The 16,726-nt window shown below is 74.2% G+C and carries 6 protein-coding genes and 6 pseudogenes; 7 read left to right on the top strand and 5 right to left on the bottom strand.

The annotated features are described in order from the left end of the window. Positions 1-327: 327 nt before the first annotated feature. Positions 328-1,800, bottom strand: a complete 1,473-nt coding sequence (locus tag UK94_RS00775) for a hypothetical protein (RefSeq protein WP_231861189.1) — start codon at positions 1,798-1,800, stop codon at positions 328-330. 315 nt (positions 1,801-2,115) lie between these two features. Between UK94_RS00775 and UK94_RS72500 the strand changes: the two are divergent. The 6 genes and pseudogenes from UK94_RS72500 to UK94_RS35670 all read left to right on the top strand — a co-directional run. Then, positions 2,116-2,299, top strand: a pseudogene (locus UK94_RS72500) (hypothetical protein); the annotation flags it as partial. A 1-nt stretch (position 2,300) separates the two neighbouring features. Further along, positions 2,301-2,421: pseudogene (locus tag UK94_RS35690) on the top strand (methyltransferase domain-containing protein); the annotation flags it as partial. 1 nt (position 2,422) lies between these two features. Beyond that, positions 2,423-2,841, top strand: a pseudogene (locus UK94_RS35685) (methyltransferase domain-containing protein); the annotation flags it as partial. A gap of 639 nt (positions 2,842-3,480) precedes the next feature. Beyond that, a pseudogene (locus UK94_RS35680) lies at positions 3,481-3,677 on the top strand (hemin transporter); the annotation flags it as partial. A 1-nt stretch (position 3,678) separates the two neighbouring features. After that, positions 3,679-3,876, top strand: a pseudogene (locus tag UK94_RS35675) (globin domain-containing protein); the annotation flags it as partial. 81 nt (positions 3,877-3,957) lie between these two features. Continuing rightward, positions 3,958-4,743: an FAD-binding oxidoreductase gene (locus tag UK94_RS35670; RefSeq protein ID WP_268761177.1), complete on the top strand. Its 786-nt coding sequence runs from the start codon at positions 3,958-3,960 to the stop codon at positions 4,741-4,743. A 5,785-nt stretch (positions 4,744-10,528) separates the two neighbouring features. Here the strand turns inward: UK94_RS35670 and UK94_RS35665 are convergent. Further along, positions 10,529-11,599 (bottom strand): toll/interleukin-1 receptor domain-containing protein (locus tag UK94_RS35665; RefSeq protein ID WP_235486011.1); only part of this gene is annotated, 1,071 nt, incomplete at its 3' end. A gap of 1,931 nt (positions 11,600-13,530) precedes the next feature. On the opposite strand from UK94_RS35665, the gene UK94_RS00745 reads away from it, so the two are divergent. After that, complete coding sequence (locus tag UK94_RS00745) at positions 13,531-14,244, top strand: VIT family protein (RefSeq protein WP_041940863.1); 714 nt, start codon at positions 13,531-13,533, stop codon at positions 14,242-14,244. Positions 14,245-14,275: 31 nt separating this feature from the next. On the opposite strand, the gene prpB is transcribed toward UK94_RS00745, so the two are convergent. The 3 genes and pseudogenes from prpB to UK94_RS35660 form a co-directional block, all read right to left on the bottom strand. Beyond that, complete coding sequence (prpB, locus tag UK94_RS00740; protein WP_055748274.1) at positions 14,276-15,190, bottom strand: methylisocitrate lyase; 915 nt, start codon at positions 15,188-15,190, stop codon at positions 14,276-14,278. Further along, positions 15,190-16,182, bottom strand: a pseudogene (locus tag UK94_RS00735) (MmgE/PrpD family protein); the annotation flags it as partial. The pseudogene UK94_RS00735 and the gene prpB, both read right to left, overlap by 1 nt. Position 16,183: 1 nt before the next feature. After that, the coding region (locus UK94_RS35660; protein ID WP_235486009.1) for an MmgE/PrpD family protein at positions 16,184-16,698 on the bottom strand (515 nt) is incomplete at its 3' end. Positions 16,699-16,726 lie beyond the last annotated feature (28 nt).

The following is a 16,726-nucleotide window of genomic DNA, read 5'->3' as shown; positions in this document are numbered from 1 at the left end:
GCACGGTTCCTGCGTCTGATGTGGTCCACGGACTTCGCCAGCCGTGCGGCGGCGACCGTCCTGGACAGCGAGCCGCTGTACGGCTATCCGCGTGCCGAGGCGGTGGCGCGCGCGGTGCAGAGCGACTGGAAGGCTCGACTCGATGCTGGCATCGACGACGACCTGCGGCGACTCACGGTGCCGGTGCTCGTCGTTCACGGCAGGCGCGACCCCGATCCCACGGGGGCGCGCGAGGTTGCGGACCTGGCGCCGCGTGGCCGGTGGGTGCCGCTGGACAACGCCGGGCACTCTCCGTGGCTCGAGCGGCCGGCGGAGATGCGTCAGGTGCTACGCGCCTTTCTGGGCTCGCTGAGCTGAGGAATTCCCGGCCCGGTCGATGTGGGGCTGGGCGAGCATCCGGTCGAGCAGGCGGGCGAGGAAGACGGTGTGCCGGTGCAGCAACGCCGGGTCGAGCTTGTCGAGCTGGTCGCCCGGGCCGACCTGGAGCAGGTACGCCGGCCCGCTGATGAACGCCGCCGTCGGCAGGCCGAGCCGGTAGGGGAACGTGCCCTCGCCGTAGAGCCCGTCGGCAGCCGGTGGGAGCACGGCGGCCCGGGTGAGCCCGCCGGCCCGCACCTCGTCGAGCGCGAGCCGGCGCAGCCGTTCGCTGTGTCCGACGGCGACGACGACGGGTTCGCTGCGGCCGGTCGGCCCGTAGGGCACGGTGCCGCCGCCTTCGTCCCAGCCCGTCGCGCCGAGATGTTCGGCGACGAGCGCCATCGCGAGGCGGTCCCGCAGCCGCGGGTGGCGGCGCAGCCAGGCGTCGGGCTTCACCGTCGCCGCGTCGGCGGTCATGTGCGCCGGGGAGAACAGGAACACCGCGTCGCGCCTGCGCCGCGCGGCCGGGCCCCGGCGGGCGAGCCGCTCGGCGAGCGCGAGCAGGGCCGGCCCGCCGTTCTCCTCGATCGCGTTCTGCCCGTCGGTGTGCGTGGCGACAAGCACGTCGCCGCCCGCCCGCGCCGAGCCGCGGGGGTCGGGGTCGCGGTTTCGGTCGGCGCCGCACTCGGGGTCGGGGTCGGGGCTGCAGTCGGGGTCGGGGCTGCAGTCGCGGTCGCGGTCGGAGTCGGGCAGCCGGGCCAACAGGTAGTCGACGGAGCTGTCGTCGTGGCGGGCGGTCAGGACGACGGTGGCCCGCAGCGGGCCGGCCGCGAGCAGGGCTCGCAGTCGGGCGCCCTGCTCGCGGTCGACGTGCAGGGTCGGCAGGCCGGCGTACGGCTGCTGGTGCGGGGTGTACTGGCCGGCGGCCAGCGCCGGTGGCAGATCGAGGATCTCGATCATCGCGAGGGCACCGTGCCGGCGGGCGAGGGCGAGATCGGGTGGTGCCGGGACGCCGAGCCACACCCGCGAGTAGTCCTCGGCGGCGAGCAGCGCCCGCGCGTCGGGCGGCTCGACGGCGTCGGCGAGGTCGGTGAGCACCGCCGCGGGCAGCCGGGCGACCGGCGCGTCGGCGAGCACGATCGCACCCGCCACCGACCGGCCCCGGTAGTCCGCCGCGCCGCCCGCGCCGACGTCCACCACCGTCGCCGTCACCCCGCGGGTCGACGTCTCCCCGGAGTACGGACGGTAGGAGGCGACGGGCACCGTGACGCTCACCCCTCGCGCGTCGACGACGCGTAGCGCCCAGTCGTCGGCGAGCCAGCGGGCCAGGGGGACGGGATGGCGGGTCACCGCCAGGCCCAGCCTCCGCAACTGCGCGTCAAGGTCGTCGATGTGGCGGTGGTGCGCCGGTGAGCCGGGCAGCCGCGGGCCGAACGAGACCATCCGCTCGACTGCTTCCCAGAGGGCGCCCTGGCTGTTTAGGCCCCCGCTCCTACTCGGTCCCGTCATCACCGCGGAACCTACCCGCCGCGGCCGTCCCCGCCGTTCGCCGCGACGAACGACCGCCGACGAACTGTCGCCTCGAAACCCGCATGCCGCTTCGCCGACCGCGACACCTCGGCGGCGACAACGACCGGATCGTGCCCGCGCCGGCCCGCTACGGCGTCTCCCGCGTCGCGGCCTGTATCCGCTGGGCCGCCCTCTCCTGGGCGACCAGCAGGCGGAGTGTCTCGATGTCGGCGACGTCCTTCTGCCGCCATGGCCGGCCATGACGCAGGTGCGGGAACTGCTCCGGGCTATCGGCTGTGGTCAGCGACGTATGACGGGCCCAACGGGGCGTTCGACGTCGACGAACCCGTGGTCAGGGAGATCGTGGACCCGCTGCCCGTCGGTGTTGCTCTGGACGCCGCGTGCGGGACCGGTCGCTACGCCGAGTTTCTCGNCGGGCATGGCCATCGGGTCATCGGCGTGGACCGCTCGCCCGACATGCTCGCCCGCGCACGTACTCGGGTGCCGCAGGGCCAGTTCCTGCTCGGTGATCTGAACCGGCTCCCCGTGGCCGACNCCGAGTTCGACCTGGTCGTGTGCGCCCTGGCGCTGACCCACATCGGCACGCTCGGGCCGGTCCTGGCGGAGTTCGCCCGGGTCCTGCGTCCAGGCGGTCACCTGGTGATCTCCGACATGCACCCCGAGACGGTGGCGCTGGGCTCGATTCCCTCCGTCCGCGGTGCGGATGGCCGACCTGGACATCTGAGTGCCCACCGCCACCTGATCGGGGACTATCTGCGAGCCGCGCTGGCGGTGGGACTGCGCGTGCGTCGCTGCGAGGAGCCTTCCGCGCCGGCCGACGAACCGTCGGGGCCGGCCGACCAACAGGGCACGTTCGCGGAGGTGGGACCGTGGGAGCGGTGGCCGTGGTGCCTGGACGACATGGTGCCCGAAGCAGCGCGAGCCGCCAGGGCCGGTGTGCCGGCGCTGGTCATCNGGCANTTCCAGTCGGCTGCATCGTGACACCACCGTCTGTCCTGACACGGAGCGACGCCGGGCGCGCACCGTCGTGTGAAGGACGCCATGGCGCCATCCGGGGACGTGGGCGCCCCCGTTACCTATGCTGAGGCCGTCCTGCTACTACAACACGTAGAAGCGGAGCTGGTCCCGGATGAGCACCGTCCCGGCCTGGGCGTCACCATGCGCCTGACCCGCACCACCNGTCCCCACCAGGCGAGGCGTCCGACCTGCACCGATGGCGCGTCGGGCACGCCCACGGCGGCTGGCGCGCGCGAGGAACGGCCGGGGGCTCCGCCGGACGGCTGACGACGCCACGCACACACCACACCGCCTGGCCGACGGCCCGTGCGGGCCACCCGCATCAGGCCACATCGCCCGCCACCGCCGGCCCGCCGCACCAGCCGCACCGCCGCACCAGCCCCACCCCCGGGCCAGCCGCACCGCCGGGCCAGTCCCACCGCCGGGCCAGCCGCGCCCGGTCTCCCGGCCGGCAACACCCCGGCCCGGACGCGCAGGCGCGCAGGTGCCGTGCCGGCGTGTTCCGGGGCGGGCCGGGCCGCGCCGCGGGCCCCTGCCCGGCGCCGCGCGCCGGCATCCAAGTCCGGAGGTCATCCCATGCTGTCCGAACGTTCCGCCGCCGTCGTCGGAGCGACCGCGGGCGTGGTCGCCGAACATGCCGTCGAGATCACCGCCGCGTTCTACCCGCGCGTGTTCGACGCCCATCCCGAGCTGCTGAACCTGTTCAACCAGGGCAACCAGGCCACCGGTGAGCAGCGGCAGGCGCTGGCCGCGGCCATCGTCGCCTACGCCGGNCATCTTCTCGCCGGCCCGGGCTCGTCGTCGTTCGCCCCGGTGCTGCGCCGCATCGCGCACAAGCACGTGTCACTGGGGGTTCGGCCCGAGCAGTACACGATCGTCGGACAGCATCTGCTCGCCGCGGTCGGCGAGGTGCTCGGCGACGCGGTGACCCGCGAGGTGCACGACGCGTGGGACGAGGTCTACTGGCTGTTCNCCACCGCACTCATCGCCGAGGAGGGTCGGATCTCCCAGCGCGTCGGCGCGGACCCGGATCGCGTCTGGCGGCCCTGGCGGGTGACCGCGCGCACGGTGGCGACGGCCGAGGTGATCTCCTTCGACCTCGTGCCGGCCGGCCCCGAACCACTGCCGACGTTCCTCGCCGGACAGTACGTCTCCGTCGCGGTGGACCTGCCCGGCGGCGGCCGGCAGGCCCGGCAGTACAGCCTGTCCCGGGCGCCCGGTGCCGGCAGCCTGCGGATCACCGTGCGCCGGGTGCCGGGCCCCGCCGGCGCGCCCGCGGGCGCCGTCTCCTCCCACCTGCATGACCAGGTCAAGGTCGGCGACATCCTGGACGTGAGCCCGCCGACCGGCGACGTCACGCTCGCCACCGGCGCCGACCCGCTCGTGCTGATCAGCGCGGGCATCGGCGTCACCCCGATGATCGCGATGCTCGGCCACACGGCCCGCCTGCAGCCGGAACGCCCGGTCGTGGCCGTGCATGCCGACCGCTCCCCCGACCACCACGCGCTGCGCTCCGAGATGCTCGAGATGGGTGCCCTGCTGCGGGACTTCCGGCTGCACACCTGGTACGAGTCCGGTGTCGGCAGGCCGGCGGGCATCGGCACCGCGACGGGCACGGGCGCGACGGCGGGCGCCGGCGGGTCGCGGGGCGAGTCCCGCCACAGCGGCACGGTCGACCTCGACGCGGTCCCCCTGCCCGACGGTGCCCGCGCCTACCTGTGTGGACCGCTGCCGTTCCTGCGCGACGCCCGCGCCGGCCTGCTGCGCCGCGGCGTACCGGCGCAGCGGATCCGCTACGAGGTCTTCGGCCCCGACCTGTGGGCCGGCTCCCCGACCTGACGGGACGTCCCGGGTCCACGGACCGCCCGCGGGTGGGCGCGCGGGACGCCGGCCGGGCGGGCCCGTCGGCCGGCCGTCGACGGACGGGCCGCCGTCAGCGGGCTGGCCGCCGTCAGCGGTCGAAGGTCGCCCGGGCGGGTACCGCGAAGCCCAGCTCGGCCAGCCGGTCGACGATGCGCCGCGGCGTCCAGCGGTAGCGCCACGACGCGACGAGGACCTCGGCGCGGGAGAACGCCCGGTCGACATGCCGGCCCTGGTGATCGCGCAGCAGGTCGACGAGCGCGCCGTCGACACCGTCGATGAACGCCTCCCGGGCCGCGTCGAACAGCCGCGGGACGTCGCAGCCGAGCGCGGCCAGTCGGTCGGCGACCCGGCCCGGCGTCCACCGCAGGTAGCCGGCTGCGCCGATGACGTGGGCGAGTGGCACCGGCCCGCGCCCGAGCCACGGCCCTCGACCGTCCAGCCGGGCGCTGAGCAGCAGTACATCCCGTGTGGTCAGCCCCGCCGCCGACGCCGTCCCATCCAGCTCAGGGAGGCGTACGGCCAGGCCGAGGCGGCGCACAGCAGGGTCGAGGCGGCCGTGGTCGACGTGCAGATCGAGGTCGGTGAAGGTCCGCGCGACCTCGCCGGGCGCCCGGCCGNTGAACTCGGCGACCCCGAGCGTCGCGGCGGCCGACACCGGTGTCAGCTGCGGGTCGGCGGTGTCGGCGCGGTAGAACGCGACGGTCACCGCGGTCCGCTCGACGCGGTCCATCTCCCGCATCCCGTCCGGCACACCGAACCCGAGCCGGGCGTAGCGCTCCCGCACCTCCGCGACGTCACAGCCGAGCACGCAGGCCGCGTGCAACAGATGCGCCCGCGGCAGGCGCCCGCCGGCCAGCCACGGCGACTCTCCGTTCAGATCACGGCTGAGCAGCACGAGATCCACCGCGTCGACGGCGGCCGGTGCGGCGTACCCGGTGACGGCCTCGCCGCCGAGATCCGCCGTCGCGAAACCCAGCCGGTACAGCGCGTCGACGAGGTCCGCCGGGCGCCGCCCGGTCAGCCCGGCGACGGCAAGCACATGTCCCGGCGGGACGGCTCCGTCGGCGAGCCACGGCGCCTGCCCGTCGACGTCCCGACTCAACAGGTCGAGATCGTCGTCGGTCACCTCCACGTCGAGGTTGCGGTCCCAGGGCGCGACGCCGTCCGGCCCGGCGGTCATGGCCTCCGGCCGCAGCCCAAGGCCGCGCAGCCAGCGCGCGAGGTCCCACGGCGAGCGGCCCGACAGCCGCGCGGCGGCAAGGAGCCCGGCTCGGGTGGGCTCCGCCCAGATCCGCTGGGCCCCCCGGGGGTTCGCCGGGCTCAGCAACGCGGTGAGAATCCGGTCCTCCGCTGTGGTGAGGGCGATCTCGGGCACCGCGCCGGTGCGAAACCCGAGGTCGCCGAGGCGGCGCGCAATCTCACTCGGCGACCGGCCGGTCGCCGCCGCGACATGCAGCACCTGAGCGGCTGACATCGTCTTCGCCGGCAGCCACGGGCCATCGAGACCGGCGTCGCGCGACAGCAGACGAACGTCCTCGGTGGCCAGCGGCGACGCATCCCAGCCGTCCGGATCGGGAACCGCCACGCCCAGGTAGCGGACCCGCTCCGCAAGCTCGGCGGGACTGCGGCCGAGCCGCGTGGCGGCGGCCAGCAGGTGGGCGACCGGGAAGGCGGCGCCGCGGTCCCGCGCCACCGACAGCACCGCGCCATCGAGACGGGTGCTGAACAGGACGGCGTCCTCGGGCTTCGGCTCGAAACCGGTGAGGTCGGGCGCGGCGATACCGATGCGGTCGAACAGCCCCGCCAACGACTCCGCCGGCAGGCCCAGCGTCCCGGCGAGCCCGAGTACGTCGATCAGACCGACCCGGTCGCCATGGGCGAGGCGCCGCAGCCCGGAACCATCACCACCAGTCAACGTCCGCGTGTCCGCCGGGTCGGCATCGGCGAAGTCCGCGACCGTGAAGCCAAGGCCGCGCAGCTGCGTGATCACTTGGTCCGGGGGCGCGGCCGTCTGCTGCGCGGTGCGCAGCACCGAGATCCGGGTGACCGGCGCCCCCGCCTGGCGGAAGTCCCAGGAGTAGTCGGCGTGGACCAATTCGGGCTCGAAGCTGTCCACGGCCGCCGGCAGCTGGCTGGACCGCGCCGCCGAAAGACCCAGTGCGGCGAGCCGGCGCGCGACTTCACGGGGAGAGCGCGCGGTCCGCACGGCCGCCAGCAGAACGAAGCCGACGGGCACCGGCCACCGGGCGAGTGCGTTGCGCTCGTCCGCGTTGAACAGCAGAACGTCGTCCTGCTCGAACGGGGTGGCCGGCACGCCGGACGGCACGTGGGCGCGGTGCCCGAGAGTCCGCAGGCGGGCGGACAGCGCGTCGATCGTCAGGCCGGTGTGCAGCGCGGCGCGCAGCACGTGGGCCAGCGGGACCCGATNCCGCGACAGCCAGGGGGCCCGACCGGTGAGATCAGCGCTGAGCAGGACGAGGTCGAGAGGACGCACCTCCAGTTCGCCAGTTCCGGCGGGGAAGATCTCCAGTCCCAGCTCCCGCAACCGACCGACGACCTCGGCGAGCCCGAGACCGAGGCTCTGCGCGGCGAGTACGGCATGGCCCAGGGGCATCTCCGACACCAGCAACGGCGCGCGGCCGTCCAGATCGGCGCTGAGCAGCAGCAGGTCGTCCCGGGTGACGGCGGCGACGGTCGTGGCCTTGCCGCTCCACGTGCCGAGGCCGAGCGCGTCGATCCGCCGATGGATCTCGCCGGGAGGGCGGCGCAGCTGGCCAGCCAGGAACAGCACGATGCCCAGTTCACGCAGCGGCTTCGTGAGGATGAACGTGGGCCGGCCGATACCCGCAAGCACCAGGTCGCTCGGCACGGATCGGGACTCGGCCGGTGGCCCGGGCCTGGTGGCGGTCGCCCACACCTCGAGCCGACGAAAGACGAGGGCATCGGGGAGGAACGAGTAGCCGGCGTTGCTGTCCAAATGCTGGCGCGGCGCCGCCGGCAGGAGCTCGCCATCGAGCGGGAAACAACCGACCCGCTCCATCGGCACCGCCGCGCCCTCGGCAGACGGCCAGGTCCGGGCGCCGCTGGCCAGCAGCGCGGCAAGGATCGCATCCGCGACCAGGGGAAAATAGCGAGCGAGGGACGACAGCCACTCGTACGTCAGCTCGAAGGCGCCGGCGGCGAGCAGCCGGGGTATCGCGGCCGAGAGCCGCCCGTCCACCGCCGNCTCGTCGACCAGCTCGCGGATCTCGTTGCGGTCGACCGACAGCTCGGGTGCGAGCGGGCCGGTGAGGTTGACAACGACGCCGAACACGGTGTGGCCCACCCAGAGGCCGTCGGACAGCAGCGCACCAAGACCATTCGCCCACCAGACGCCGTCGCCCGCGGGCACGATCGGCGACGTCCAACGGCGAGCAGACCCCTGGAGCGGGCTACCGTCGCCGACGGGAGCGGAGTCGGCCAGCTCGCCGGGGGCCCAGTGAGCGCGGGAGACGCCTTCGGTGGCCTGCGTCTCGAACTCGGCGACCCAGAGAATGCGACGCAGCAGGTCGACGCAGGACACCGTGGCCTGGCCCGCCCCGCGGCTCAGGTGCAGCCGCAGGCTGGTCCCCGCGGCGGCGCCCGGCCCGAGGTTCTGGACCCGGAAGAGGTTGCCCGGGNCGGCGATGGTGACCCGGAACCGGTCGCCGGGCCGGCCGTCCAGGCCGAGCCGACACGTGTCGATCGTGATCTCGTCGGCGATCATGAAGTAGGACAGCACGCCGACGCCGAAGCGGCTGTTCGGATGGAACTCGATCGGCGGATTGCAGGACTTCCAGGCGACCATCTCCTCGATGACCTCGGGCAGGTCCACCGACCGGGTGCCGGCCTCGGCGAAGACGTCGGTGAGCTCGCGCAGGCCCATCCCGATGCCGTTGTCGTGGCATTCGAGGTAGGCACCGCCGTCCGGCTCGAAACCCTGGGTGAAGCTGATCCGCCCGGTCCACGCGCTCAGCCGCCCGGTGGTGCGGGCCAGGTACTCCTCGCGGGCCCGGCGGTAGCGGCAGGCGTCGAGGACGTTCTGGTAGAGCTCGCGGATCGCCAGCCCCCGGTTGGTGTAGAGCTGCTCGCCCATGAGCAGCTCCTGCACCTTGTCCTCGGCCAGCCGGAACTGGGCACCGGCCGAGCTGTAGGCGGGCTGCCCGTCGATCTCGACGGCGCGCACGGCGTCGGCGGTGNCATGGGTGGGCAGGTGGGCCAGTGCCGGTATCTCGCCGGTGACCCGGTGAGCCTCGGCGAGCAGGCTGTCGAGCTCGGTGGTGTGCCGCTCCAGAGCGACCTGGACGGCCTGGTGCTGGCAGCGGGCGGCCAGCGCCCGGCCGGACCGACCCCGATGCTGCCACTGGGCCTGGCGGATGGTCTCGCCCAGCACGCCGAGGTCGACCGGGTCGCCCACGCCGAGGTGCTCGACGATGACGTCCGGCAGGGCCGCGGGTTCGAGGGCCATCCGCTGGCCGATGGTCAGCAGGTAGCCGACGAACCGTTCCCGCAGGGTCATCTCGTCCCCGGTCGCGGGTGCCACCGTGACCAGGTCGAGCAGCGCCGCGGCCTGGCCGGGCCGGTTCAGGTACGCCGGGTCGGCGCGCACCGCGGTGAGCAGGGCACTCGCCCGCGCGGCGGTGAACACATCCCCGGCCGGCGTCTCGGGATCGACCCCGGCGAGCAGGCCGGCGAGCACCGGGCCGGTGTAGGACTCCGGGCGCCGGGCCACCCAGCGGTGTGCGAGCCACCAGCCGATGGCCTCGGCCGCGTCCGTGTCTGCGGCCCGCCGGGCCCNGTCGATGCGGCGCAGCAGCCGAGGGTGCAGCCGGGTGAAGGTCTCGAACTCCGTCCGCTCGGCGTCCCGTCCGGCCGTCCAGCCGTCCCGGTCGGATCCGGCCGGGTGAGCGACGGACGCGCGTGCCACCAGGGTCGTCCAGAGGGCTTCGTGCAGAAAAGGCACCGCGACCAGCAGGCCGGCCTCGGCGGGCGAGAGCGGAGGGGGATCGGCCGGCAGCCGCCTGACCAGGAACTCCAGCCGTTTCATCAGGCGCAGCGCGAGCGTCTGGTCCAGCCAGGGATCGGCGCCCAGACCGGCCGCGGCGCGGTCGCGCTGGTTACCCAGGCGGGCGACGAGGTCGAGGGTCTGCGCGCGCAGCTCCTCGGCGGCCGCGCCGTCCCCCATGAGGGTCCAGGCGGCGTGCCGATCGGCGGCGCGCCGCCAGGGATGCTCCGGGGATGCCGGTGAACCGGCCGACCGAGCGGCCGGGAACGGTCGGAACTCGTGCGGGTCGCAGTGCAGGACCAGCCGCAGCGCGCAGGGAGCCGATCCGCCGCCGCCACCGTCCGGACTCGCCGAGCCGGCGACGCAGTCGGCGACGGTCGCCGGGTCGATCGTTCCCTGCGCACCGACCGAACCAGCCGCACCGACCGAGCCGGCCGCACTGACCGAGCCGTCGGTTGCCGCGTCGGTCGACCCGGGGAGGGCCAGGCGACGGCGCAGCGCCTCCTGGAGAATCCGCAGATCACCGGGGACGACGGGGCTGGCCAGGACGTCCACCAGGGCCCGAAGCAGCGGCGATCGCACGCTCGGCGACGGCGTCTGCCGGATCAGGTACGCGACCTCGGTGCCCTCGGCCACGGGCAGGCGCCCCTGCGCCCAGCCGTCCTCGGTCATGGCGGCGCGCGCCTCGTCGTCGGCGAGGTCGGCCGCGGCGTCGACGATCACCAGCACGCGGCCGGNGGCGCTGCGGGAGATCGTGCGTGCCCAGTCCAGGGGCACGCACAGGTCCCAGAACGGCTGGTAGCCGAGGTCGGCGTCGGCGGGGACGAGGAAGTCGCGACCGTCATGGTGGACCCCGTGACCGGCCAGGACCAGCAGCAGCGTGTCCTCGGCCGCCGCGTCGCGCAGGAACGCGTGGATCGCCGACTTGATCGCGCTGTATCCGAGCCGCGACCGGTCGTGGACGTCGGCTCGGTAGCCGACCCGTTCCAGGGACTCGGCCGTGGCGTCCATGAGCGGCGCGAGCCACGGCAGCGAGGGCAGCCCCTCGTCGTCGTAACCGGGCACGCCGATGAGCAGTGCCCGGCATTCCCCTGGCGTCTCGGGCTCCGCGCGCATCGGCGGCACCGTCTGGGGGCCGCCGGACGCCTCGGCCCGCGCGCCGGCCGGCGGCCAGGTCGCATCGCTGCGCGGGCGCGCCGCTGTGGCAGGGGGCGGCGCGGGAGACGACGGCACGATCGACGGGCCGGTCACAGCGGTGGACGGGCCGTCCGGGAAACCGGGGAAGAACGGCGCGCGTCGAGCGGTCGGGGCTTTCGGTGGGATGGGTCCGCCGCCGGGGAAATGCGGCTCGGCGGGGGGCTTCGCCCGGCCGGAGATGGCAGCCTGGACGGCGTTCAGGAGGACGTCGCGGGCGCCGTGCGCGGCCAGGCCGAACAGGTCGACGGAGACCCTCGAGCCGAGCACCCCGGGACGCGCGCAGTTCTCGATCCGCACCGGGAGCAGCCGGCGGGCCGCGCCGTCCGGGTCGGCGACGAACGCGGCCTGCCACTCCTGCTCGCCGTACACCGAATCCAGATAGGCACCGGAGAGGACCGCCAGGGTGCGGGTGCTGTACCGGATGCCGTCCTGCATGGCGGCGGACCAGTTGGAACCCGCCACCATGTCCCAGGCCTGCACGAGCACCCGGAAGCCCGCGGCCTCGAGCTGCCAGGCGATCCACTCTGCCCAGGCCCGGTCCCGCGCCGTGTAGGAAATGAAGAAGTCCCACCGGCCGTCGGTGTAGGGCCGGTCCAGTCCCCCGGTAACCATTCCCCAAAGTGTGACAGGTGGCATCAGACCNGTCGCCCCGCGCACACCGCGCCTCAGCCGCCGGGCGGCCGGCCGTCGGCTGCCCCGCCCGGGCCGGCCTCGAGGGCGGCCGGGAGGCGCAGATGCGGCGGGACGTCGACCCGGATCGTCTCGCCATAGGCCAGGAACCGCATCAGGACGAAGAACCAGTGCGGTGGCCACACCTCCAGGCGGACCGGGGGCTGGCCGGCCACCATGACGATCAGGCCGGTCCCGTCCACCGAGGAGGCGCGCAGGTACGGGTAGGCGATGTCGATCCAGCCGGAGGACAGGCCCAGCGCGATCCGGTGGTTGGTCAGGAAGAGCTGCCCGGTGGCGGTGGGACGCCACTGGACCGCCGCGGCCGCCTCGGCTCGGCGGCGCTGGCTGCCGTTGTAGAGGGCGCTGCCGAGCAGCGACGCCCCCAGCNGCAGCGGGCTGCCGAACGCGACGAAGAAGCCCTGGTTGTACGTGACGTCCTGGCCGGTGTACTGCCAGAGACGGACGGCTCCCTGCGCCAGCACGACCTCGCCGGGTGCCAGCGCGATGGGCGCGGGTTGCGGNCGGGGCCGCCACCCGGCGGCGAGCGCGTTGCCCAGGTCGGCACCGGCCACCCAGCTCTGCTCGTACGGGTTGCTGGGGCCGGCCGGGACCGGCGCCGCGCCCGACCGATACGGGTCGGACCCCTTCGGATCGTGAAGAGACACGGCGATGTCACCCCGGCATCCTCAGTGCGAAACGGTGGCGAATCTATTGTTCACCCTGGGGGACCCGCGATGGCGGCATCGGTGCGGATCGGTGCGGATCTGTTCGAATCTGTGCGGACCACGCTGATTCCGGCCGGGGTTCCAACGCGCCGAGTCCGGTGGCGGCGCGGCGGATTCGAGCGGTGGCTTCGAGCGGTGGCTTCGATCGGCGGATTCGAGCGGCGGATTCGAGCGGCGACTTCGAGCACGGCCCGGTCGGACCGGAATCGGTCCGGCGGTGGCCGCGGATGATGTCGGTGGAGCGCCGTCCACGCGGCTGGGTGACCGGAAACAGCCGAGCGGGCAGTCGATTCCGCCACCCGAGCGCCGACCCGCCGCGGCGGCCGCGCGGGCCGCACCCGGATCGTCCCGGCCGGGACGATCAACGCCCCCGGGTTTTCCCCCTTGGGACGGCCGACCGATGTTTGCCATGCTCGATGGACGCTGTGGGAAAGGTGACGGATGGGACGGCTGCCGGTCGGCAGAATGCTGGAGGTGACCCGCCGACACGACCGCCACCCCGGTCGCGNCCGGCCGGCATGACCATCGGCACGGAATGGGAGATTGACGGCGCCGATCTGCCCGCCCTGGTACTGCCGGACACCGACGGCCTGGTCCTCGCCGGTCCGCCCGCCGCCCCGACCGGCGAGGCGTGCGTCGAGGTCGACTTTCTGNCGGTGGCACCGGACGTGCTGCTGCGGGCCGCGGTGGACGCCGCCTCCTGGCCGCACGTCGGATCCGTGACCGTGCACCCGCGGCGGCATCCGCCGGCACTGACCCGGCTGGCATTCCTCCTCGGACGCCAACTGCGGATCGAGCGGTCCGCAGCCGGCTGGAACTCGCCGGTGGTGACCCTCGGCGCCACCCTGCGACCCGAGTCGGCCGGTGGGCAGGGCCTGCGCCTGGTCGCCCACCACGCCCGGTTGCATGACGGCGGCGGCTGGAGCAGGCACACCCTGTNGGAGGTCATGGGGTTGCGGCAGTACGTGACCTGGCTCGACCGTCGGCCGGCGAGCAGATCGGTGGTCCGACCCGACCACACCTGATCGCACCTGATCGCCGATGCGGGCAGGGACCGGAGGGGCCGTCACAGTGGGGGCGATTGTCACAGTGAGGAAGGGCATTCGCGGGCGTCCGGTCCGGATTGCCCGTGCTGAAATGCTCGGCATGGCGGCAGCGAACACGATGGTTCGACACCGGGAGCGTCACGGCGCGCAGCGGGCCGGCTGGCTGCGGGCGGCCGTCCTCGGCGCGAACGACGGGCTGGTGTCCACCTCCAGCCTCGTCGTCGGCGTGGCCGCGAGCGGCGCGTCGAGCGGTGCGATTCTCACCGCGGGCCTCGCCGGGCTGACGGCGGGGGCGCTGTCCATGGCGGCCGGCGAGTTCGTGTCGGTCAGCGCCCAGGCCGACGTCGAACGCGCCGACCTCGCCACGGAGCGGGCGGAGCTCGCGGCGAGCCCGGTCGCGGAGTTCGCGGAGCTGGTCGGCATCTACGAGCATCGCGGCCTGCCGCGTGAGCTGGCCGAGAAGGTCGCCGCCGCGCTGACCGAGCGCGACGCCCTCGGCGCCCACATGCGCGACGAGCTCGGCCACAACGAGACCAACCAGGCCCGGCCCCTCCAAGCGGCATCGGCCTCGGCGGCCAGCTTCACCCTCGGCGCGCTGGTGCCGTTCGTCGGGATGGCGGCGCCCGCGGGCACCGCCCGCCTCCTGCTGATCGTCGCGGTGACCGTACTGGGCCTGGCGGTCGCGGGGGCGCTGGCGGCGCGGGCCGCGGGCACCGCGCTGCTGCGCCCCACGCTGCGCGTCCTGCTGGGCGGCTGCGCGGCGATGGCGGTCACCGCGCTGGTCGGCGTCCTCGCCAATGCCGCCGGCGCCTGACGCGCGGGCCGGAGTCACCGGCCGGCCGGCGTCATCCGCTTTCGGGCGGTCCCGGAACACGGTAGGTGAAGATGCTGTCGTCGAAGGTGTTGTACGCGGCGTAGTCGAGCAGTTCGTAGAGCCGGGATCGATGTTGCATCCGGTCGAGGAGCTCGGTCTGGGTGCCGTCGGCGGCGAGACGACGCAGGCCGTCCTCGGTGGCGCGCATGGCGAGGCGTAGCAGGGTGACCGGGTAGATGACGACGTTGACCCCGACCGATGCCAACGTGGCGGCGGTGAGCAGCTCGCTCTTGCCGAACTCGGTCATGTTCGCGAGGATCGGCACGTCCACGGCCGCGCGGACGGCGGCGAACTCGGCGGCGTCCGCCAACCCCTCGGGGAAGATCATGTCGGCGCCGGCGTCGCGGTAGGCGCGGGCCCGCTCGATCGCGGCGTCGAGGCCCTCGACGCCGCGGGCGTCGGTGCGGGCGCACAGGACGAAGTTCGGGTCGCGGCGGGCGGCGACGGCGGCGTGGATGCGGCGGACCATCTCCTCGACCGGCACGACCGTCTTGCCGTCGAGGTGGCCGCAGCGTTTCGGGTTGACCTGGTCCTCGAGGTGGCAGCCCGCGAGCCCGGCGTCCTCGAGGATCTGGACGCTGCGGGCGACGTTCATCGGCTCGCCGAAGCCGGTGTCGGCGTCGACGAGCGTCGGCAGGTCGGTGACCCGGGCGATCTGCCCGGCCCGGCCGGCGACCTCGGTGAGCGTGGTCAGGCCGATGTCGGGCAGGGCCAGGTCCGCGGCCAGCACCGCGCCCGAGACGTAGACCCCGTCGAAACCCAGCTCGGTGATGAGGACGGCGGTCAGCGGGTTGAACGCCCCGGGGAAACGCAGCAGCCGGCCCGACGCCAGCGCGGCGCGCAGCGCGGCCCGGCGGGCGTGGGGTGGGGTGCGGGCGTGCAGCATCAGAAGATCCCCGCCGTCTCGCCGACCGCCGCCGCCCGCTCGGGCACCAGGGTGAGCCCGCCGAGCTCGGCCGGGGCGAGATCGGGGAGGCGGACGGCGACGTCGAGGAAGCGGTCCTGCTCCTCGGTGGACACCACGCCCTCGGTCAGCCGACGGAACTTCGCGAGGTACTCCGCCCGCCCGAACGGCCGCGCGCCGAGCGGGTGGGCGTCGGCGACGGCGATCTCGTCGGTCACGGTGACGCCGTCGTCCCGCTCGACCACGACCCGACCGCCGAACGCCCGCTCCGCCGGATCGGCCGCATGATAGCGGCGTGTCCACTCCTCGTCCTCGACGGTGACGATCTTCTGCCACAGCGCGACGGTGTCGGGCCGCGCCGCCCGCTCGGGGGTGTAGGACCGCTCGTGGTGCCAGTCGCCGTCCTGCAACGCCACCGCGACGATGTACGGAATCGAGTGGTCGAGCGTCTCCCGGCTGGCCGACGGCGAGTACTTCTCCGGGTCACCCGCGCCCGAGCCGATCACCTGGTGGGTGTGGTGACTGGTGTGAATCGTGATCTTCCTGATCCGGGACAGGTCACCGAGGCGGGGGCCGAGCCGGCGGGCCAGATCGATGAGCGCCTGGCTCTGGTATTCGGCGGAGTGCTCCTTGGTGTAGGTGTCGAGGATGGCGCGCCTGGCCTCGCCCGGCCCGGGCAGCGACACGACGTAACGGGCGGCCGGTCCGTCGAGCAGCCAGGCCACGAACCCGTCCGCGCCCTCGTACGCCGGTGACGGCGCGCCCTGCCCGCGCATCGCCCGGTCGACCGCCTCGACGGCGAGCTTGCCGGCGAAGGCCGGCGCGTACGCCTTCCAGCTCGAGATCTGCCCCTTGCGGGACTGTCGGGTCGTCGTCGTCGTGTGCAGCGCCTGCTGCACGCTCTGGTAGACGACCTCGGTGGACAGGCCGAGCAGCGACCCGAGACCGGCCGCGGCCGACGGGCCGAGGTGCGCNATGTGGTCGATCCGGTGCCGGTGCAGGCAGATCCCACGGACCAGGGCGACCTGGATCTCGTAGCCGGTGACGATCCCCCGGACGAGGTCCCGGCCGCCGAGACCGAGGTGCTGCGCGACGGCGAGGATCGGCGGGATGTTGTCACCGGGATGGGAGTAGTCGGCGGCGAGGAACGTGTCGTGGAAGTCCAGCTCCCGCACCGCGACGCCGTTCGCCCACGCCGCCCACTCCGGCGACACCCGCACCCGCGGCGGCAGGCCGAACACCGTCGAGCCGGTCCGTCCCGGCGCGGGCGGATGGCGCATCGCCTGATCGCGGGCGGCGGCCACCGGCGGACGGCGCAGCGACGCCGCCGCGACCCCGGCATTGTCGATCACCCGGTTGACGACCATCGCCGCGACCTCGGGCACCACCTCCACCGGGTCTGCCGCCACCGCGGCGATCTTCCAGGCAAGCTGGTCCGGCGGCGCCAACCGCTGCGTGCTGCGGTGGACCCGCACCTCGTGGTCGATCATCCGCGCCCCCGTCCTCCCCGTCGTGTTC

This window comes from Frankia sp. AvcI1 (assembly GCF_001420875.1).
In the GTDB taxonomy this organism is placed as follows: Bacteria; Actinomycetota; Actinomycetes; order Frankiales; family Frankiaceae; genus Frankia; species Frankia alni.
The sequence above is the reverse complement of the archived record's forward strand: the minus strand, read 5'-3'. Positions and strand labels throughout refer to the sequence as shown.